Here is a 17,748-nt window from a genome sequence, read left to right on the forward strand (position 1 = left end):
TAGAACTGAGAAGTTCTTCTTTATCATGGTTTAAAATATGGAATTTGAAACCGTGCTAGGAAATTCTTTTGTTAAATACTTTTGTATACAAAAATATAGAAGTGGTTGAAAATTCTAAAATCACTAACATGAAATAAAACCGTTATAGTTAGTATTTCACTAAAAGACGTTTTTAAAAGTGTCCCTTTCTTTTTTCCATTAGAAATGGATCTCTTTTATAAAGCAGGATCAAAAACTTGGCAAAAACCATCAATGGAACAAAAAATATTAGTAGCTTTATCTATATAAACTATAAGCAGGCTTTATTTCAAAATTTTGGATATAAATACTTTAACGCACTAAACATTCTGCTTTTTTATTTAAAAAACACTTTTCTTACGTCGAACTAAGGTTTGTAAGTAATTATACATAAAACGACCATAATGAAGACTTGTTTGGTTCATTCACTATATATAAGTTGTATTATACATCTTTTTAGCATGGAGATCAATGCAACTCCTTACAGTTTAGTTGTACAAAGTAACGAACAATACGATAAAGTAGATGTTTTAATTGATAGTGTTCGGTCTAAAATTAATACAAGAGCTAGTTATCAACATGTGTTTTCCCAAATTAGCCAGTTAAAAAATATTGCTCGTAAAACTAAAGATACTTTTTTAATTGCTAGAATTTACCAAATTAGAGGCAAGTTTCAATTAACGTATGGCGATGATACATTAGCTAAAGATTATTTTTTTAAATCAAGAGCTCTTTTCTTTAAAATTAAAAGATTTGAAAATGTATTAGATTTAAATAAAGATATTGCTAGATTTTATAGGTATAAAGAGAAGTTTAAGGAAATGGAATCATTGCTTCTAGAAAGTGTTGACTTAGCTAAGAAAACGGATCATTACTATTCACTTCAAATTTTACATGAGATTGCTGTATTTTACAGTTATGATTTACAAAATTATAAAGAAGCTATTTTTTATGGGGAAAAATTTTTTGAAGATCTAAAGTATTTTAACTCGAAAAACATAACAGATTATGAATTTGTAAATCTAAGAGATAACAACTCATACGTGATTTCATTAATCTTAGGTAAATCTTATCTAGAAACAGAAGATTATGAACAGGCCAAATCGTATCTCGAAACCTCAGAGGCATTTTACCTGCGTTATCAAGATAACGAAAAGTTGAACCGTATCTATTTTCATTTAATGACGCTATATGATAGACTAGGGAATGAGAAGTTATATGGCAAGTATAAAGTTAAGTTTTTCGAAGTTAACAAAAGGTTTATAAAAAACATAGAGCTTTTTTATGCTAGAAATTCAGAATTGAAAAAGCAACTTACCAAACAGGAACATGAGAATTATGTATATAAGATTAAAAACGAGCAAAGTGTCAAATTAGCAAAAACGCAAAGGTCCTTTATTATAATACTAAGCATACTCTCTTGTGGGCTTTTTTTACTAGGAATCTATTTATACCAATCCAAAAAACAAAAGGGAGTTCTTAATAGAGAATTAGTAATTAAAAATACAGATTTGATCCATGCTAAGAGAGAGAAAGAGCGTTTTTTTTCTGTATTGTCTCATGAATTAAGAACGCCTATTTATTCTGTTATTGAGCTTACACGTATGCTTTTACTTAATAAAAATACTATAGATAAAAACAAAGAACTTGAAGCTATAAAATATTCAGGGTATGAACTTTTATCTTTAATTGATAATATAGTTTCTGTTAATGAGATTGATAAAAATACCCTTGCTTTAAATGATGAATTGTTTAATTTAGAACAGTGTGTTTCTACTACTGTTAAATCCTTAGAAAGTACAGCTCAAATAAACTCTGTAAAACTAAATTATGAGAATAATGTATGTTTATCCCAACAAGTTTACGGAGATGCTCACAAGCTTGTTCAAATTTTAAGTAATTTAATTAGAAACGGAATTAAGTTTGCTGGAGGAGGAAAGGTTAAAATAAAAACACAGACTATAATTGAAAATAAATCAAATATTGTTGTTCATTTTGAAATTATTGACGACGGCATAGGAATTTCCAAAATTCAGCAGCATAATATACTTAACAATTACAATAGTAATAAAAGTATCAATAAGATTTATGGGGGGCTTGGTGTTGGTCTTTATATAACTCAATACTTGTTAAAACTATATAAATCCGAAATAAAAATAGATAGTGATATTAACAAAGGTTCTAAGTTTTCTTTTGATATTGATTTTAAAATACCAATTGCCACTTACATAGAAAAAGTAAACCAGTCAGATACTGACATAACAGTTTTGGTAGTTGATGATAATAAAGTAAACCTATTAGTAGCATCCCGTATTTTGGTTAATTTTAATATCAAACCTATTGTTTCTACAGATTGGAAAGAGGTATTAGAGATTGTAAAAACCCAGAAAATAGATGCTATTTTAATGGACATTAATATGCCTGACAAAGATGGATTTGAAGTAACAAAACTGATAAGAGATATTAATAGTAAAGTTCCTATTATTGCCCATACAGCAGTAATAGATGAAAGCTTAAAAACAAAGTTTACCCTTTGGGGAATGAACGATTATATTTTTAAACCGTATAAACCTGAAGTACTTGAAGATGTAATATACAGAAATTTATTTGCTAGTAAAGTTGTCTAAATTCTAAACAATGCTAATAATAGTATATTTGCTTAATTCCCCCTTGCTATAACTACTAGCCTATCGAATATTGTTTCTCCATGCCTTAGCGTTTTAATCCTGAATGGTATTAACTTTTCCTACTGCCCTTTCTTTTTTTCAGTAGTACTTAAAAAGAAATATGGTCTCGTTTTTTTAATCATAAAAGACATTTTTGAACTCTTCATTATTATAAAGCTACAAAAAGAACATCATTTCCTTACAGAATTTAGCCAATGGTAGTTCATTTATTCTTAAAATTCTTCATTTCAACTTAGTAAAACACTTCCTTTTACTCATCTTCTTTTTACGGCACAACCATAAATAAATTATTGTTTAGAATTATTTTAAATAAGTTTTTTATTTACTGAATTCTATATTACATTTGCGAAAATATTATTTTTAATAAATCTAAATTAATAGAAATAAAAACCTATTTGCGTCTCAATTTTATTGTTCTTGGATTAATAAGCTCAATAGTACTGAGTATTACACTCAAAGTACAAATTGAAGACCAACAAAATGTTAGTATCATACCGCTAATACTATTTTAAAAGAAGTAACCAAAAGAATGGAACCCGATATAGAACCAATTTTATAATCAATGAACATAAAAAATCACCCGTCATTAATTCACATTAAGAAACCGAGGTTATTCAAAAAACCAGAAACAACTAGATAAAGAAATAATAAATTTTCAAAGAAGAATTGTTTTAGCCAATTTCTTCTGTAATAACTCTGGATTCCCCTTATCCAGAGTTATTACATTACTAAAAAAATATTATGATAGCATTACTTGTATTTTTAATTTTCTCTGGATCTATGTTTTTGTATAACACTTCAAAAATAGCAATCCTAAATTCCGATTTTCGGATAGAAAAATGGGCTCAAAAAAACATCATGCCCAGTAAATGGGTTGGAGTACTGATAATGATAATTTCATTACTAATAACTTTACAAATATTTGGCTCGGTTGCCGGAATTTTTATTTGGTTAATACTTGTCATGATTATTCTTGGATTAGTCATTTTAATGTCTCCTCTTAAGATTTTCAACTATCTGCATGTAATAGGTTTCTTATTACTACTATTAACCCTAGAACTATCCTTTATATAATTATGCCTGCAAATCCTAAACATTTAACGTCATCTGGTTGGCAACAATTCGCTAAAGTATCTTCTGGTATCTTGGGTGGTTATTTTGTATCTACAACACTACATTTAGCTCTAGCCATATGGACTAATCACAAAGTTGTTTTGATAACGTCGCTTTACAGCATTTTTATTCTATGGGTAGTATTACTCATACTACCATTTTTATTTAAAAATGGCTGGAAAGCTTGGATCTTATATACACTCCTTATTCTCATTTTTGGAGTAATGATTTATTATGGGAAACTAATCTATCCAATTGTATAAACATGAATAAAAGAAATCACAATGTAATTTTTCACACTCATACCGTAAGTGGAATTGTTATTAGCGTTGCTTTATACATCATTTTTTTTTGTGGCGTATTCGCACTATTTAAAGATGAGATTAGCATTTGGGAAAAAGGAATTCCTGTTCAAAAAGAAAATATTGAAAAATTAGATTATGATTCGTTAATTACAGATTTAAAAGAGAAAAACTATGAGCTTTATGGGCGTGACATTAGTATAATGTTACCAGAAGTCGGGCAACAGATTATCATTTCTATGACCGCTTCAAAGGATAGTTTAGCTCCCGAAACAGCCAAAAATTTCGAATACCTCTATCTCGATGCTTCCACTTTTGAAACTTCGGACTATATCCAAAATTATCATATAGGTGAGTTTATCTATCGACTACATTTCTTTAGTCAAATCCCCAACATTGGAATATATTTATCTGGATTAATTGCCTTATTCTTTCTCTTTGCCATCATCACTGGAGTTATTATCCATTGGAAAAAAATTATCCCAAATTTTTATCTTTTCCGTTCCAAATCTAAATTAAAAAATATTTGGGCAGATGCTCATACCGTATTAGGGATGATTGGTCTGCCATTTCAATTTGTATATGCCGTAACCAGTTGCTTTATCTGTCTTACAATTTTATTGCTAATCCCTGCTAATTTTTTATATGACAATGATCAGGAAAAACTGATGGAGGATTTACGACCTTTCTCAAGAACCTATCCCCTAGCCCAAAAATCTGATATAGTATATACGATAAATACGCTCATCAAAAAAGCTTCTACAGAATGGGATAATTTTACCCCCTCTATCATTTCTCTAAAAAATTATGGTACGACAAATATGAAATTGCAAGTAGATGGATCATTAAATGCCCAAGAAAAATTTATTGGTAATGGTCGAGTAGTCTACGATGTAGCAACAAATCAAATTGTATCTATTAAAAACCCGTACAAAGATGATTACCTAGAAGGTGTAGAACTAACATTAAGACGAATGCATTATGGTAATTATGGAGGGGTCTTTTTAAAGATTATCTACTCCATTTTAGCATTTATCACTTGTTTCGTAATCATCACAGGAGTATTAATATGGTTAGAAAGCAGAAACAAAAAGAAGGTTCCTGCCAAACAACAACTCTACAACCTAAGAGTGGGGCATATTTATATGGCGATTTGTTTGACTCTGTTTCCCGTAATTGCCTTTTCATTTGTTCTTGCAAAAATACTCCCCTTAGATTTAGCAGCTCAAAAATACTCAATATACCACGCTACATTTTTTGGCTTATGGCTTATACTTTTTGCTTTTTTTAGACTAAAAAGAGATAATTATTTTACTAATAAATATACACTTTTAATAGGAAGTGTATTTGGATTCCTTGTTCCAATAGCTAACGGTATTTTTTCTGAAAACTGGATATGGAATACATATCTCAACAAAGAATATGAAATTCTGCTAATAGATCTTTTTTGGATTTTTCTCTCGGCAATAGCACTATTTATAGCATTAAAATCAAAAAGAAAACATCCAAAAGATCTATATAAAAAAATAAAGGAAATTAGAGCAAAAGAACTTGCCGAAGAAAGAAGTAATAGATCAATAAAAAAAAATTATAATCATATACCTATGAGAACAAAAATCATCATTTTATGGATATTCATTGCATTAGGATTTATTATCCATCATATATATGGATTATTTGGCGTATACTATAACGATAGCCTAATGATGGAAGGAGCAACTGGTGAGACTCCGATCATTCATCATGTATATAGAATACTCTTTGAAGGATTTGCATTATTGTTTGGAATTCTGACTGTAGAAGTATCTAAAAAATGGTTTAAATGGACATCCTTTGTCTGGGCAATTCTGCTAGGTGTTTTTAACATTTATCATTTTCTTGAAGCACTATTACATGAAATTTCTAATATATCAGAAATTCTCATTCTTGCACTAATGATTGTTGCCAGTATTTTCTTGGTGATCAACCTAAACAAATGGAAAAACTTAGACTCTGAATAAACTATAGAACCTGATGGGTTTCTTAAAACCCATCAGGTTCTATAACACAAACAAGCTTTTACTATAAAAGATCTTCTTTTCTGTCTCACTATATCATTTTATATAAAGTAATATCTATCACACTCAATTCATATATACCAAAAAACAGGTTGTACTTCGCCTAAAATACGTGGTTGGTAGAAAAAAATTTAAATCATAGTTTTTTTTTAATTACTTCTGATACATTTTGTCAAAAGTAATTTTTATGAAAAAAATAATTTATTTTCTTACCATTACATTTTTGTTAACTGCTTGCAAAAATGAAGTTAAAAAAGAGGTAGCAACTACCCCTTATAAAATCCCCCTATATGCATGGATGCAATTATCTAAAGATGCTACAGATGAAGATTTAAAAATTGAATTCCAAGATCTCAAAAACAAAGGAATAGATGGTTTAATGTATTCTGCTGGTCATGATCCTTCAGTCTACAAAAGAGTGGGGAAAATTGTCAAACAAGTGGGTATGGAATTCCATACATGGATCCCTACCATGGTGCAACGTACCAATCCAAAGTTAAAGCCAGAATGGTATGCTATAAACGGAAAAGGTGAATCGGCTTTTGATAAACCCGCGTATGTATCTAGTTATCAATTCCTCTGTCCTAACAAGGAGGAAGTTTATAATTTTTTGGAAAATTTATATAGTAGCATTGCCGAAATTGAAGAAGTAGACGGAGTACATCTAGATTATATTCGTTTTCCAGATGTGATCCTTGCCGAAGGTCTTTGGGAAAAATACGACTTAGTTATGGACAAAGAATACCCCCAATTTGACTATTGCTATTGTGATAAATGTGTTCATGATTTCAAAGAGTCGTCTGGCATAGATATCAAAAATGTAGAAGACCCTTCTCAAATCGAAGGATGGAAGCAATTTCGTTATGATTTAATAACAAAAATGGTCAATAGACTGGCAGATGTGGTACATGACAAAAATAAAGTTATTAATGCTGCTGTTTTTCCAGGACCTAATTCTATAGCAAAAAAACTCGTTCGACAAGAATGGGATAAATGGAACCTCGATGCTTTCTATCCCATGAATTATAATGATTTCTACTTAGGGGATACTAAATGGATTGGTAAACTAACGAAAGAAGAAGTATCCACTATCTCTAATAAAAAGCCTATATACAGTGGCTTATTTATCTGTCCAAAACCAGAAAACAAGTCTAAAGAAGACGATCCAGAAAATCATGGATTATTACCCGAAGAATTAGAGGCTGCAATTAGTGAATCTATGAAAAATGGAGCTACTGGGATATGCTTATTCACCCCCAATAGAATGACTGATGCACATTGGAAAGTTTTAGAAGAAGTTATTCATACAGAGTACATAAAAGAATAAGGCTAAATAAAATCTGAATACTAATTTATATAGATACAAAAAAAAATGAGAATAGCATCAATAGACATTTTAAGAGCTTTAACAATGGTCTTAATGATATGGGTAAATGATTTCTGGACACTTACTGAGGTTCCTAAATGGCTTACTCATGCCAATGCTAGCGAAGATTATCTTGGTTTTTCTGATATTATTTTCCCTCTCTTTTTATTTATTGTAGGGCTTAGTATTCCTTTTGCTATAGAAAATAGACTTGCAAAAAAAGATAGCAAAAACAGTATAGCTAAACACATTATTATACGCTCTTTGTCATTAATTATTATTGGTGTTTATATGGTTAATTATGAAACCGCGCATCATGAAAGCATTCTTTTTGGTAAATATATCTGGTGCGTCTTAATGGCTTTTGCTGTTGTGCTAATTTGGATGAATTGGAAAAAAAGCCCTGTTCCAAAAAAATGGCATATCTATTTTCAAATTTTAGGTTTTGTAATACTAATTTTTCTAGCTGCTATATACAAAGGTGGTCCCCAGGGAGAAACCTGGATGAAAACACAATGGTGGGGGATTCTTGGGTTAATTGGATGGGCTTATGCTATCAATGCGCTCATCTACCTTTATAGCAAAAAAGATATCACAGTAATGATTGTAGTATGGCTCGTTTTTAACGTTCTTTCTATCGTAAACCATACTAGTACAGTCACATTTGAAAACAACTTTATTCGAACTTTTTCAACATTATACACGGGTACAATACCAGCATTTACAGCTGCAGGTATTGTAGCTACTTTATTATTTAAAAAATTCTCCAAAACCAATATCAAACAATGCTATATCTCTTTGATTGTATTAGGAATTGTTAATATAATTTATGGTTTACTTACTAGATCATATTGGGGTATTTCTAAAATACAAGAAACCCCATCCTGGTTGGCTATATGTACTGGGATAGGTTTTCTTGTATTTGTTATTTTGTATTACATTACGGATGTAAAAAAACAAGTGAATTGGGCAAAAATAATTGCCCCTGCAGGGACGGCTACATTAACCTGCTATATGATTCCTTATTTTATATACCCCATCCGTAATAGTACAAATATCAAATTGCCCGATTTTTTAAATTCTTCAATAGTTGGTTTACTAGTATCTTTCGGTTTTGCTATAGTAGTTGTTATTTTTACAGGTTGGTTAGAACGAAAAAAGTTTGTACTAAAACTATGATAGTGTTCTGTTCCTTATTAATACCGTAAAACTTAACTATAGTATAGTTTCCTTATAGACAGAATTCTATTACCCAAATTTGACACAAAACAACATTTAATGAGAAGAATTATAATGTCATTGTTTATTCTCTTGTCGCTATCCTGTAAAGAAAAACACATAGCCAACACAAAGCAAGGACAGACAACTTATAACAACAATAGTATAGACATCCCTACAATTAAGGTGAGTAAAGAGAAATTTACTCAAATTGACGATTTACATTTTAAACATTCCGTTGGAGGTAACCCCATAGAAGAAGAAACTTTGGTATCCTTCAAATATGATGCTGATTTTTTGGAGATAAAGTTTGAGTGCAGAAACAATCCAAGATTGAATCAAAATTATTACACTAAAGACAATTCATCAATATTCACACAAGAAGTATTTGAGTTATTTATAAGTAATGGAAAAGAAGCTAGAGAAAATTATCTTGAAATTCAGTTAAACCCTAACAATGCTTTATTTTTAGGCAAAGTAACCAATCGATACAAAAGTGATCATCATTATGCATTAGAGTTAATCGATACTCGAACATCGGGGATAAAGCATAACGTTGAAAAAGATGTAAAAAATAACATTTGGAAAGGGTATTTAAAACTTCCACTAAAGCTGTTACAATATCCAGATCCTACTCCTAATCATATCTATAGATTAAATATGTTTAGAGTAATTTCAAATGTGGATCACACAGATAAAAAATGGAGTAGTGATATGAGCAACTCCACTTTTGGATGCTGGAATAGTACAATGAGTAATGCTCCTCAATTTCATGTTCCAGATTACTTTGGCATATTAATCTTAGACTAAAAGTAACATTAAATTCTATAAAAATAGCTTGCAGCATTTATGCTACAAGCTATTTTTATAAAGTGTCAACATTTACAATGCTAAGAGCCTACTTCTTTTTTGGGTTCTGCATTTTTTTTACTTGCGATCCAATCTGCTACCAATTCTTCTAGTATAGTAAGCGGTACTGCTCCATTAGTCAATACTACATCATGAAACTCTCTTATATCAAATTGTTCGCCAAGTACTTTTTTTGCATTTTCTCTTAATTCAAGGATTTTGTTCATCCCAATTTTATATGCTGTTGCCTGACTTGGCATTACGATATGTCTTTCTACCATTTTTATAGCATCGCTTTCTGCATTAGGAGTATTATCGGTATAATATTTAATCCCTTGTTCTCTGGTCCATTTTTTATTATGAATCCCTGTATCTACAACTAATCTACAGGCTCTCCATAATTCCATGGCTAGTCGACCAAAATCAGAATATGGGTCACTGTACATTCCTATTTCTTTTGGTAAAAATTCATTATATAATCCCCATCCTTCTACATATGCTGTGTATCCTCCAAATTTTCTGAATTTTGGAATATTCTCTAACTCTTGTGCAATAGAAATCTGCATATGATGTCCTGGTATACCTTCATGATACGCCAAAGCTTCCATTTGATATATAGGCATTGCTTCCATATCATATAAGTTGGCATAATATGTCCCTGGTCTCTCTCCATCTGGAGAACCCATTTGATAAAAAGCTTTTCCAGCACTTTTCTCTCTAAAAGGTTCTACCGCTTTGACAATAATATCTGCTTTTGGTTTAGTAATAAAAAGCTCGTCTAATTTTGACCTCATCGTATCAATTAACCCTACTGCCTGTTTAAGATATGCTGCCCTGCCTTCGTCATCATTTTCAAAATAGAATTTTTTATCTTCTTTCATATAGGTAAAGAAATCCTGTAAAGTACCATCGTACTTAACCTGTTTCATAATATCACGCATCTCATTGTGAATACGTTCTACCTCTTTTAATCCAAGCTCATGAATTTGCTCAGCCGTCATATTCGTGGTGGTCGTTCGCTTTAGGGCATTGTTATAAAACTTATCACCTTTAGGAAATTTCCAAGCACCATCTTCTGTAGTGGCTCTTTGTTGTTGTTCTTCTAATAATGTGATAAGGTTTTCAAAAGCTGGTTTTACTCCTTCTACAAGACCTTTTTCTGCATTAGCTTCTAATCCCTTACGCTCTTCATCAGAGAGTTCTAATTTCTCAATCTTTCCTTTAAAATCTCCCAACAATGTACTCTCTTTATTAGATTTATCAAAGGGTCGTCCTGTAATTATATTACGACTATCATCAAGTACTTTGGCAAATACAAATTTTGGAGGAAGAATTCCGTTCTTTTCTCTAATCTTCATGTTTTCGATAGCTTGAGCAAACATATCCTTCATACCGTTTAGTCTAGAGATATATGCTTCTGCATCACTTTTGTTCTCTATTCTATGCATATTGATCATAAAAGCAGGGATTTCTGCTTGCATTCCGTGCATTTGATTTACAGGATAGTCATAAAACCTATATTGAAAATCTTCTATCTCGTTTTCGAGATCCTGTTTCATCAACTTATAACTAAGGGCTGTAGCATCATTTAATTTAGAAATATCGACAGAATCCTTTAAATAAGCCAAACGCTCTTTTGCTAACTCCAGGTCTTCTGCTTCTCTTTTCGAAGAAATATCATCCCATTTACCATAATCTTCTGTTTTGATTCCCAAATATGTTTGCGTCATAGGAGATCTACTAACTTCTTCTTTAAACTGGGTTTCGAACCAGTCATTTAAGTTTTTAGAGTGGTCTTCGATACTTTGTTCTATTGACGCTACATCTTTTTCTGATTCTTTTGCTTCTTCTTTACAGCTGATGACCGAAAGAAAAGAAGAAAACAGTAATACACTGATTTTTATTCTGTTCATGATATCAATTATTAGGGTTAATTTAGTTACTTCAAAATTGAAACTTCTATTGTCGAATCGTGATATATCTTATGTGTTTGTTTGGTAAAATCAGATTCATTTGCTTTAAAGATATTGGGGACATACGTTTGTGGGTTCAAATCAATCAAGGGAAACCATGTACTCTGAACCTGTACCTGTATCTTATGCCCTTTCTTAAAGGTGTGATGTATGTCTTGCAGCTTTATGTTTACATCTGTTTTTTGATTAGGAATAAATGGTTCTGGCTTACTAAAATCATTTCTAAATCTCCCTCTCATCACTTCGCTTCGTACCATCATATGATAGTTGGCCATTTTTAAATATTCCTGAGTCTCCTGAGTATCTTTTACATCATTAGGATGTACATCCACCAATTTCACAATCCAATCCGCATCTGTACCGGTTGTAGCTACTTTTAGTTTTGCTAAGACTTCGCCAGACAAGGTTATATCCTCTGTAAGTACAGAAGTTTCAAAAACTAACACATCAGGACGACGGGCTGCAAATCGCTGATCATCTGTCATGTATTTTCTAGGCGTAAACACCATCTTAATATCCTCTGAATATGGAACTGGTTTATGGGGATCACTAACAAATTCTGAAAAATCAGTACCACTTGTAGCCGTTAGCGATTCATTATTCGAAAGATAAAATGTCTTTTTCTCTATACCTTCAGGAGGCCAACTCTTATAAGCATTCCACTCCTTTTTTCCGGTATCAAAGATTTGAATTTCGGGCAAGCCTGTTTTTTCATCGCCTTGACCTTTTAAAAAATGGTTAAAGAATTTTGTTTCTATATCTCTTTGAAAGGTTTGCGAAATATCATCTCCAAAGTATATATTACCAATTGCTTGACGTTTTTTAGTTCTTGCCCAATCGCCATGACTCCATGGTCCAAAAACCATTATATTGTAGTTTTCACTTCTCTTTTCTATATTTTCATACGTCTCAAAAGGACCATATAAATCTTCGGCATCAAATAACCCTCCTACGGTCATGACGGCTGGTTTTATATTTTCTAAATGTTGGATAATTCCTCTCTTTTGCCAGAAGTCATCATAATTTGGGTGTTCCTTTAATTGCGTCCAAAACACATTATCTTCTTTATAATATTGATCCAAATTACTCAAAGGTCCCGAATCCAAGAAAAATTGATACTGATCTTCACTAGGTAGATCCGTAAATTTATACCACGCCTCTGAGACAGGTTTTGTTTTTTCATAACCAAACAATGCAGTAACTCTCCAATAACTCAATAGATAAGCTCCATTATGATGAAAATCATCAAAAAAGAAATCGCCAATACAAGCTTGTGGAGATACTGCTTTTAAGGCAGGATGTGAATCCAATAAAGAGTAAGTAGCATAAAATCCCGGGTAAGAAATCCCCCATGTACCTACTTTACCATTATTATTTGCCACATTTTTAACCAACCAATCAATGGTATCATATGTATCACTAGCTTCATCAAATTGTTTTCCCTTTTTATTAGGGATATATGCTCTCATGTTATCATATACTCCTTCACTCATCCATCGTCCTCTCACATCTTGGTATACAATAATATTACCCTCTTTCATCAAAAATTCGTTAGGTCCAATTTTATCTTTAAATTCTTTAGGACCATAAGGCACCGAACTATAGGGGGTTCGTTGCATTAGAATAGGGTATTCTTTTGAAGTATCTTTTGGAGAATAAATTGTGGTATGCAATTTTACACCATCTCTCATTACAATATCTACCTCTTTCTTGGTATAATAATCCTTTACATTATAAGAACCTCTTTCTTGGGAGCATGCAGTAATAGTGTACAAAAGCAACATACTCCTTAAAAGAATAAATCTGACTGATCGCATTCGTTTTAATTTAGTTTATCGCGGAAGATAAAAAAATGGTCTTGCGAGCAGGCTTGTTTTAAGGAGATTTTAACAACTTAAATCCTGGGATACGTTATCCCTTAACATGATTTTGTATGAGCTTTATCTCTTATAATTCTTTAACCCGATCTGTAGCCACTTTAGATATTCACTAGTATCAGGAGTATACGCAGTCGTATGATTAAGTAGGTTCATATCTTTATCAAGTAACACATAATAGGGCTGAGAATTGTTTTTAAAGTTTAGTGTTTGAAATGTTGCCCATTTATCCCCTACAGTTTTAATTTCTTTAATCCTGCCTTCAGGTTTTAAAAACTTGAATTGTTCATCTTCAGATAGTTCTTTACGGTCATCTACATACAGAGAGATTAGAACATATTTGTTTTTGAGGACATCAATTATTTCCGGATGGCTCCATACTTGTTCTTCCATTTTACGGCAGTTTACACATGCCCATCCTGTAAAATCAACCATAATAGGCTTATTTTGAGTTTTGGCAGCTTTAACCCCTTCATCAAAATCTGTATATGCATTTAGCCCCAACGGTCCATGCGCTTCTTTTTCATAAATACTATAAAATAATGGAGGAGGAAATCCACTAAGTAATTTTAGATTGGCATATACCGTATTGGTTAACCCAGGAATTAAATAGATAACAAAAGCTAAGGTAATAACACCCAAAGTCTTTCTTCCCTTACTTAATTTCTGTAAAGGATCATCATGTGGAAATCGTATTTTTCCGAAAAGATATAAGACCATACCAGTACCGATAATAATCCAGATAGCTATAAATATCTCTCGTTTTAGAACACCCCAGTGTTCTACCAAATCTGCATTTGATAAAAACTTAAATGCTAAGGCTAATTCGATAAATCCTAAGACAACTTTTACTGTATTTAACCATCCACCACTTTTGGGTAATGAGTTTAACCAATTTGGAAATAAAGCAAATAAAGCAAATGGTAAAGCAAGAGCTAATCCAAATCCTCCCATTCCAAAACTTAGCTGTATTGCTCCTCCATCACTACTCAAAGAGCCTCCTAATAATGATCCCAAAATAGGACCTGTACATGAGAAAGATACTAATGCTAATGTAAGCGCCATAAAAAAGACTCCTACAATTCCTCCTATACTGGTGGCTTTGCTATCTAATTTTGTGCTCCATGATGCAGGCAACGTAATTTCAAAATACCCAAAAAAGGATATTGCAAAGACTATAAAAATAACGAAGAAGATAATATTGAGTGTCACATTAGTTGAGATATTGTTTAATATCTCTGGATCTAATGAGTCTAATAAATGAAAAGGTAGACTTAAAAGAATATAAATAATGAAGATAAAAAAACCGTACAATATGGCGTTAAACATTCCTTTCTTTCGATCCTTAGCTCCTTTAGTAAAAAAAGAGACTGTAAGGGGTATCATAGGAAACACACATGGGGTCAGTAATGCTATTAACCCGCCCAAAAACCCTAAAATAAAAATATTAAGATAACTTTTCTTTTCTACCTGTTCTGTAGGAAAAGTATCCCATCCTTTTATATCGATATGTAATGCTTCTGATTTTTGCTTGTCATCTGCCGTAATACTGGATAAATCTCCTTTGTTTTCAATAGCTTTTCCTGCAAGATTGATATCAAAATTTATAGTCTCAGGAGCCAAGCACCTCTCATCATCACAAATTGAAAAGAACACTTCTGCTTTGATGTTTTCTAGATTTTTATCAATCCGTTTTATCTTTTGAAAAAAAGTAACTTTATCTTCAAAAGACTTAACATTCATCTCGAAGATATTATCATACTTCTCTATACCTTTTGGCTCAATAGTCTCACCAACAAGAATGTAAGTCTCTGGAGTATTATTATAGGTAAACTCTGTTGGCATAGGGGCTATCTCATCACTATCTGACTCATTCTGAGAATATAAATGCCATCCTTTATCCAAAGTAGCTTCAAAATACAATACAAATTCATTTTCTCCTTCCTTTTCTACACTAGCTTTCCATTTAATGGGATCTAACGTTTGTGAAAAAAGTGACGTAGAAAATAATACAGTAGTTAATAGTAGTATATAGTAACGCATCAGGCTATAGTAATTTTTAATATTTGTCTTGTTTGGGGCATTATCTTAAATCTGTTATCTGCTCTATAATTAATAATCCAGATAATTTCTTTTGCAGAGCATAATAACCATACTCTTTCTTTGGCTAGTAAAGAGAGTTTTTCATCTTTAAAATATTTACTCAACTTCTTTTTACCTTTCATTCCCAAGGGATAAAAATAGTCGCCTTCTTTCCATTTTCTTACAGTCAGAGGGTACTTTAACTTTTCTTTATCTACATAAATGGTCTTGAGATCAACATTAGATATCTCATCTACTATCTTAAACTTAAGCGTTCCTGAAGGTATCATTTGCATGCTCTCTGCTTCAGGAATAGTATATTCTCTATCAAAAACCCCTTCTAAAACGGGACTTAACAGTAGGTCTCCACGATCTTTCACCAATCTATGTGTTTCAGAAAACACTTGTTTTCCTGACTGCGCAGTAACTATTTGAGCGATATCATCCCAAGCTTTGAACCCATATTCTTTTAACAAAAAATATAGGTAATTTTTGGGATTACCGAACTCTTCTAATTTACTTATTCTAATCTTTATGCAGTCATTCTCTAAAACTTCAAACAGTTCCTTTTTGAGGAAAAACACCTGACTCTTGATAAACTCACTACCTTGTTTTAAATATTCTAAAGTGGTATTAAAATTTTGTAATATCTGAGGGTTTGCAGATTTTAAATCAGGGATAGCACCATGTCGGAGTTTATTTCGTAAATACTTCGTATCACTATTACTACTATCTTCTCTCCAAGCTAGTTTATTTTTTTTTACAAATTCTAAGATTTTATCTCTTGAAAATGGAAGAAGTGGTCTCACAAAAATCTTATTAACCTCTGGTATACCAGTTAACCCATCTATTCCTGTACCTCTAGAGAGGTTTATCAAAAAAGTTTCTAGATTATCATCTGCATGATGTGCGGTAAGAATATATTCAAATCTGTGCTTTAAGGCTAAACTCTCAAACCAATCATAACGCAATTCTCTGGCAGCCATCTGAATAGACAAACCCTTACTCTTAGCATAATTTTCAGTTTCAAAATGAGTTACAAAAAAAGGAAACTTAACCTGCTCTGCTAATTGGGTAACAAATTTTTCATCTTCATCACTTTCTTTACCTCTCAATTTAAAATTACAATGCGCTATACCCGATTCCAAACCTAATAAATGACATAGTTTTACCAGAGCAACACTATCCATCCCTCCGCTACAGGCAATTAGCAATTTACTTCCTGAAAGAAATGAAAGATTAGTCTTAATATGATCCTTAAACTCTTGTAACAACAGACTCTGAATTGGGAGGTTTTTTGATTGTTCAAATATACGATTTTGAATTGCTACGGCAATTTCCTTTAAAAAAAGCCATTCACATACTGATTGTCAGCTTTTTAACATTAAAATTAATTTGTTTTCATTATTTTTAGAAAAGAACTCTTAAATCACAGATCGATGAACAGGACAAATGAATTACAAAAATATTATGGGGCTGATGATCAAAGAGAATTTAGTAAAAAATTATTATCCATAGTTCCCCACCTGCATCCTTATGTAAAACATAGATTATATATTGCCGAAAGTGTAGGTATTTTACCTCAAAACATGTATTGCTCTAATGGTCTAATTGATGATGCAATAGTAAAGCTATATCAAGATGGTCTCGATATAGAAATTGACACTTTATCACTAGAGCTTACCCTTTTTAAAATAGCAGATGAACTTATTGATGAATTGTATATTCGAGAAGGATGGCACCAAAAAAATATAAGTACCAACTATTTTCTAAAAAAGGAACTCGAAAAACTTGAGGAGAATTATACTGTAGAAGCAGATAATGAGCTTGTTATGAATGAAGAATTAGATGATATTTGTTATCATCAAAACTCTGAAGACAAACAGAGTTTTATCTATAATGATAGAGATTCTGATATGCTTAAGGTTATTGATTCTGAGCCTTCTTCAGAATATCGAAAACAAAAACTGCTAGGTAAATTCTATAGCTGGCTTCCTATGGAAACATCCAAAATCATCGACCTTTTTGTTTTTGGAAAATTAAACTTCAAAGAGATCGCTACTATCAAAGAAATAAGTGCTCAAGAAGTCAAGGAGATTATTATTAATGTAAGAAAGAGTTTTAGAAGAAATCTTATCTGATTCTGAGATCAATTACATAAGATAATCTCTTAAACTAATGTTGTAAAGAAGATCTCTTATCTGAA

Annotated in this window: 11 protein-coding genes; 7 read left to right on the forward strand and 4 right to left on the reverse strand. The window is 31.7% G+C overall.

The window, feature by feature from the left end:
* Positions 1-479: 479 nt before the first annotated feature.
* The 6 genes from C1X07_RS17835 (at position 480) to C1X07_RS17865 (ending at position 9,571) form a co-directional block, all read left to right on the forward strand.
* Positions 480-2,645, forward strand: coding sequence for a tetratricopeptide repeat-containing hybrid sensor histidine kinase/response regulator (locus C1X07_RS17835; protein WP_164914194.1), 2,166 nt, complete (start codon positions 480-482; stop codon positions 2,643-2,645).
* 801 nt (positions 2,646-3,446) lie between these two features.
* A complete protein-coding gene (locus C1X07_RS17840; RefSeq protein WP_103071398.1) occupies positions 3,447-3,779 on the forward strand; it encodes a hypothetical protein in 333 nt (110 codons plus the stop codon).
* Positions 3,780-4,083: 304 nt separating this feature from the next.
* Positions 4,084-6,120, forward strand: a complete 2,037-nt coding sequence (locus tag C1X07_RS17850) for a PepSY-associated TM helix domain-containing protein (protein WP_103071400.1) — start codon at positions 4,084-4,086, stop codon at positions 6,118-6,120.
* Between the two features lie 244 nt (positions 6,121-6,364).
* Entirely contained in the window at positions 6,365-7,504 is a 1,140-nt protein-coding gene (locus C1X07_RS17855; RefSeq protein WP_103071401.1) for a lipoprotein, read from the forward strand.
* A gap of 45 nt (positions 7,505-7,549) precedes the next feature.
* The gene (locus tag C1X07_RS17860) at positions 7,550-8,722 is read left to right on the forward strand and encodes a heparan-alpha-glucosaminide N-acetyltransferase domain-containing protein (protein ID WP_103071402.1); all 1,173 of its coding nucleotides are present in this window, start codon (positions 7,550-7,552) and stop codon (positions 8,720-8,722) included.
* A 99-nt stretch (positions 8,723-8,821) separates the two neighbouring features.
* On the forward strand, positions 8,822-9,571 hold the full coding sequence (locus C1X07_RS17865) for a carbohydrate-binding family 9-like protein (RefSeq protein ID WP_103071403.1): 750 nt from the start codon (positions 8,822-8,824) through the stop codon (positions 9,569-9,571).
* 80 nt (positions 9,572-9,651) lie between these two features.
* On the opposite strand, the gene C1X07_RS17870 is transcribed toward C1X07_RS17865, so the two are convergent.
* The 4 genes from C1X07_RS17870 to tilS form a co-directional block, all read right to left on the reverse strand.
* Positions 9,652-11,523: a DUF885 domain-containing protein gene (locus tag C1X07_RS17870; RefSeq protein ID WP_103071404.1), complete on the reverse strand. Its 1,872-nt coding sequence runs from the start codon at positions 11,521-11,523 to the stop codon at positions 9,652-9,654.
* 26 nt (positions 11,524-11,549) lie between these two features.
* On the reverse strand, positions 11,550-13,400 hold the full coding sequence (locus C1X07_RS17875) for a CocE/NonD family hydrolase (RefSeq protein WP_103071405.1): 1,851 nt from the start codon (positions 13,398-13,400) through the stop codon (positions 11,550-11,552).
* A gap of 123 nt (positions 13,401-13,523) precedes the next feature.
* Complete coding sequence (locus C1X07_RS17880) at positions 13,524-15,503, reverse strand: protein-disulfide reductase DsbD family protein (protein ID WP_103071406.1); 1,980 nt, start codon at positions 15,501-15,503, stop codon at positions 13,524-13,526.
* Positions 15,503-16,816: a tRNA lysidine(34) synthetase TilS gene (gene tilS / locus C1X07_RS17885; RefSeq protein ID WP_103071407.1), complete on the reverse strand. Its 1,314-nt coding sequence runs from the start codon at positions 16,814-16,816 to the stop codon at positions 15,503-15,505. Before tilS ends, C1X07_RS17880 begins: the two co-directional genes overlap by 1 nt.
* A gap of 165 nt (positions 16,817-16,981) precedes the next feature.
* On the opposite strand from tilS, the gene C1X07_RS17890 reads away from it, so the two are divergent.
* Positions 16,982-17,683, forward strand: a complete 702-nt coding sequence (locus tag C1X07_RS17890) for a hypothetical protein (protein ID WP_103071408.1) — start codon at positions 16,982-16,984, stop codon at positions 17,681-17,683.
* The last annotated feature ends 65 nt before the right edge of the window (positions 17,684-17,748 follow it).

The organism is Aquimarina sediminis, assembly GCF_002895435.1.
In the GTDB taxonomy this organism is placed as follows: Bacteria; Bacteroidota; Bacteroidia; order Flavobacteriales; family Flavobacteriaceae; genus Aquimarina; species Aquimarina sediminis.

Excerpts from the sequence above, each read along its gene's own strand:
- C1X07_RS17840 (WP_103071398.1), top strand. The coding sequence starts at position 3,447 with ATGATAGCATTACTTGTATTTTTAATTTTCTCTGGATCTATGTTTTTG.
- C1X07_RS17855 (WP_103071401.1), top strand. The coding sequence starts at position 6,365 with ATGAAAAAAATAATTTATTTTCTTACCATTACATTTTTGTTAACTGCT.
- C1X07_RS17860 (WP_103071402.1), top strand. The coding sequence starts at position 7,550 with ATGAGAATAGCATCAATAGACATTTTAAGAGCTTTAACAATGGTCTTA.
- C1X07_RS17835 (WP_164914194.1), top strand. The coding sequence starts at position 480 with ATGGAGATCAATGCAACTCCTTACAGTTTAGTTGTACAAAGTAACGAA.
- C1X07_RS17865 (WP_103071403.1), top strand. The coding sequence starts at position 8,822 with ATGAGAAGAATTATAATGTCATTGTTTATTCTCTTGTCGCTATCCTGT.
- C1X07_RS17890 (WP_103071408.1), top strand. The coding sequence starts at position 16,982 with ATGAACAGGACAAATGAATTACAAAAATATTATGGGGCTGATGATCAA.
- C1X07_RS17870 (WP_103071404.1), bottom strand. The coding sequence starts at position 11,523 with ATGAACAGAATAAAAATCAGTGTATTACTGTTTTCTTCTTTTCTTTCG.
- C1X07_RS17850 (WP_103071400.1), top strand. The coding sequence starts at position 4,084 with ATGAATAAAAGAAATCACAATGTAATTTTTCACACTCATACCGTAAGT.
- C1X07_RS17875 (WP_103071405.1), bottom strand. The coding sequence starts at position 13,400 with ATGCGATCAGTCAGATTTATTCTTTTAAGGAGTATGTTGCTTTTGTAC.
- C1X07_RS17880 (WP_103071406.1), bottom strand. The coding sequence starts at position 15,503 with ATGCGTTACTATATACTACTATTAACTACTGTATTATTTTCTACGTCA.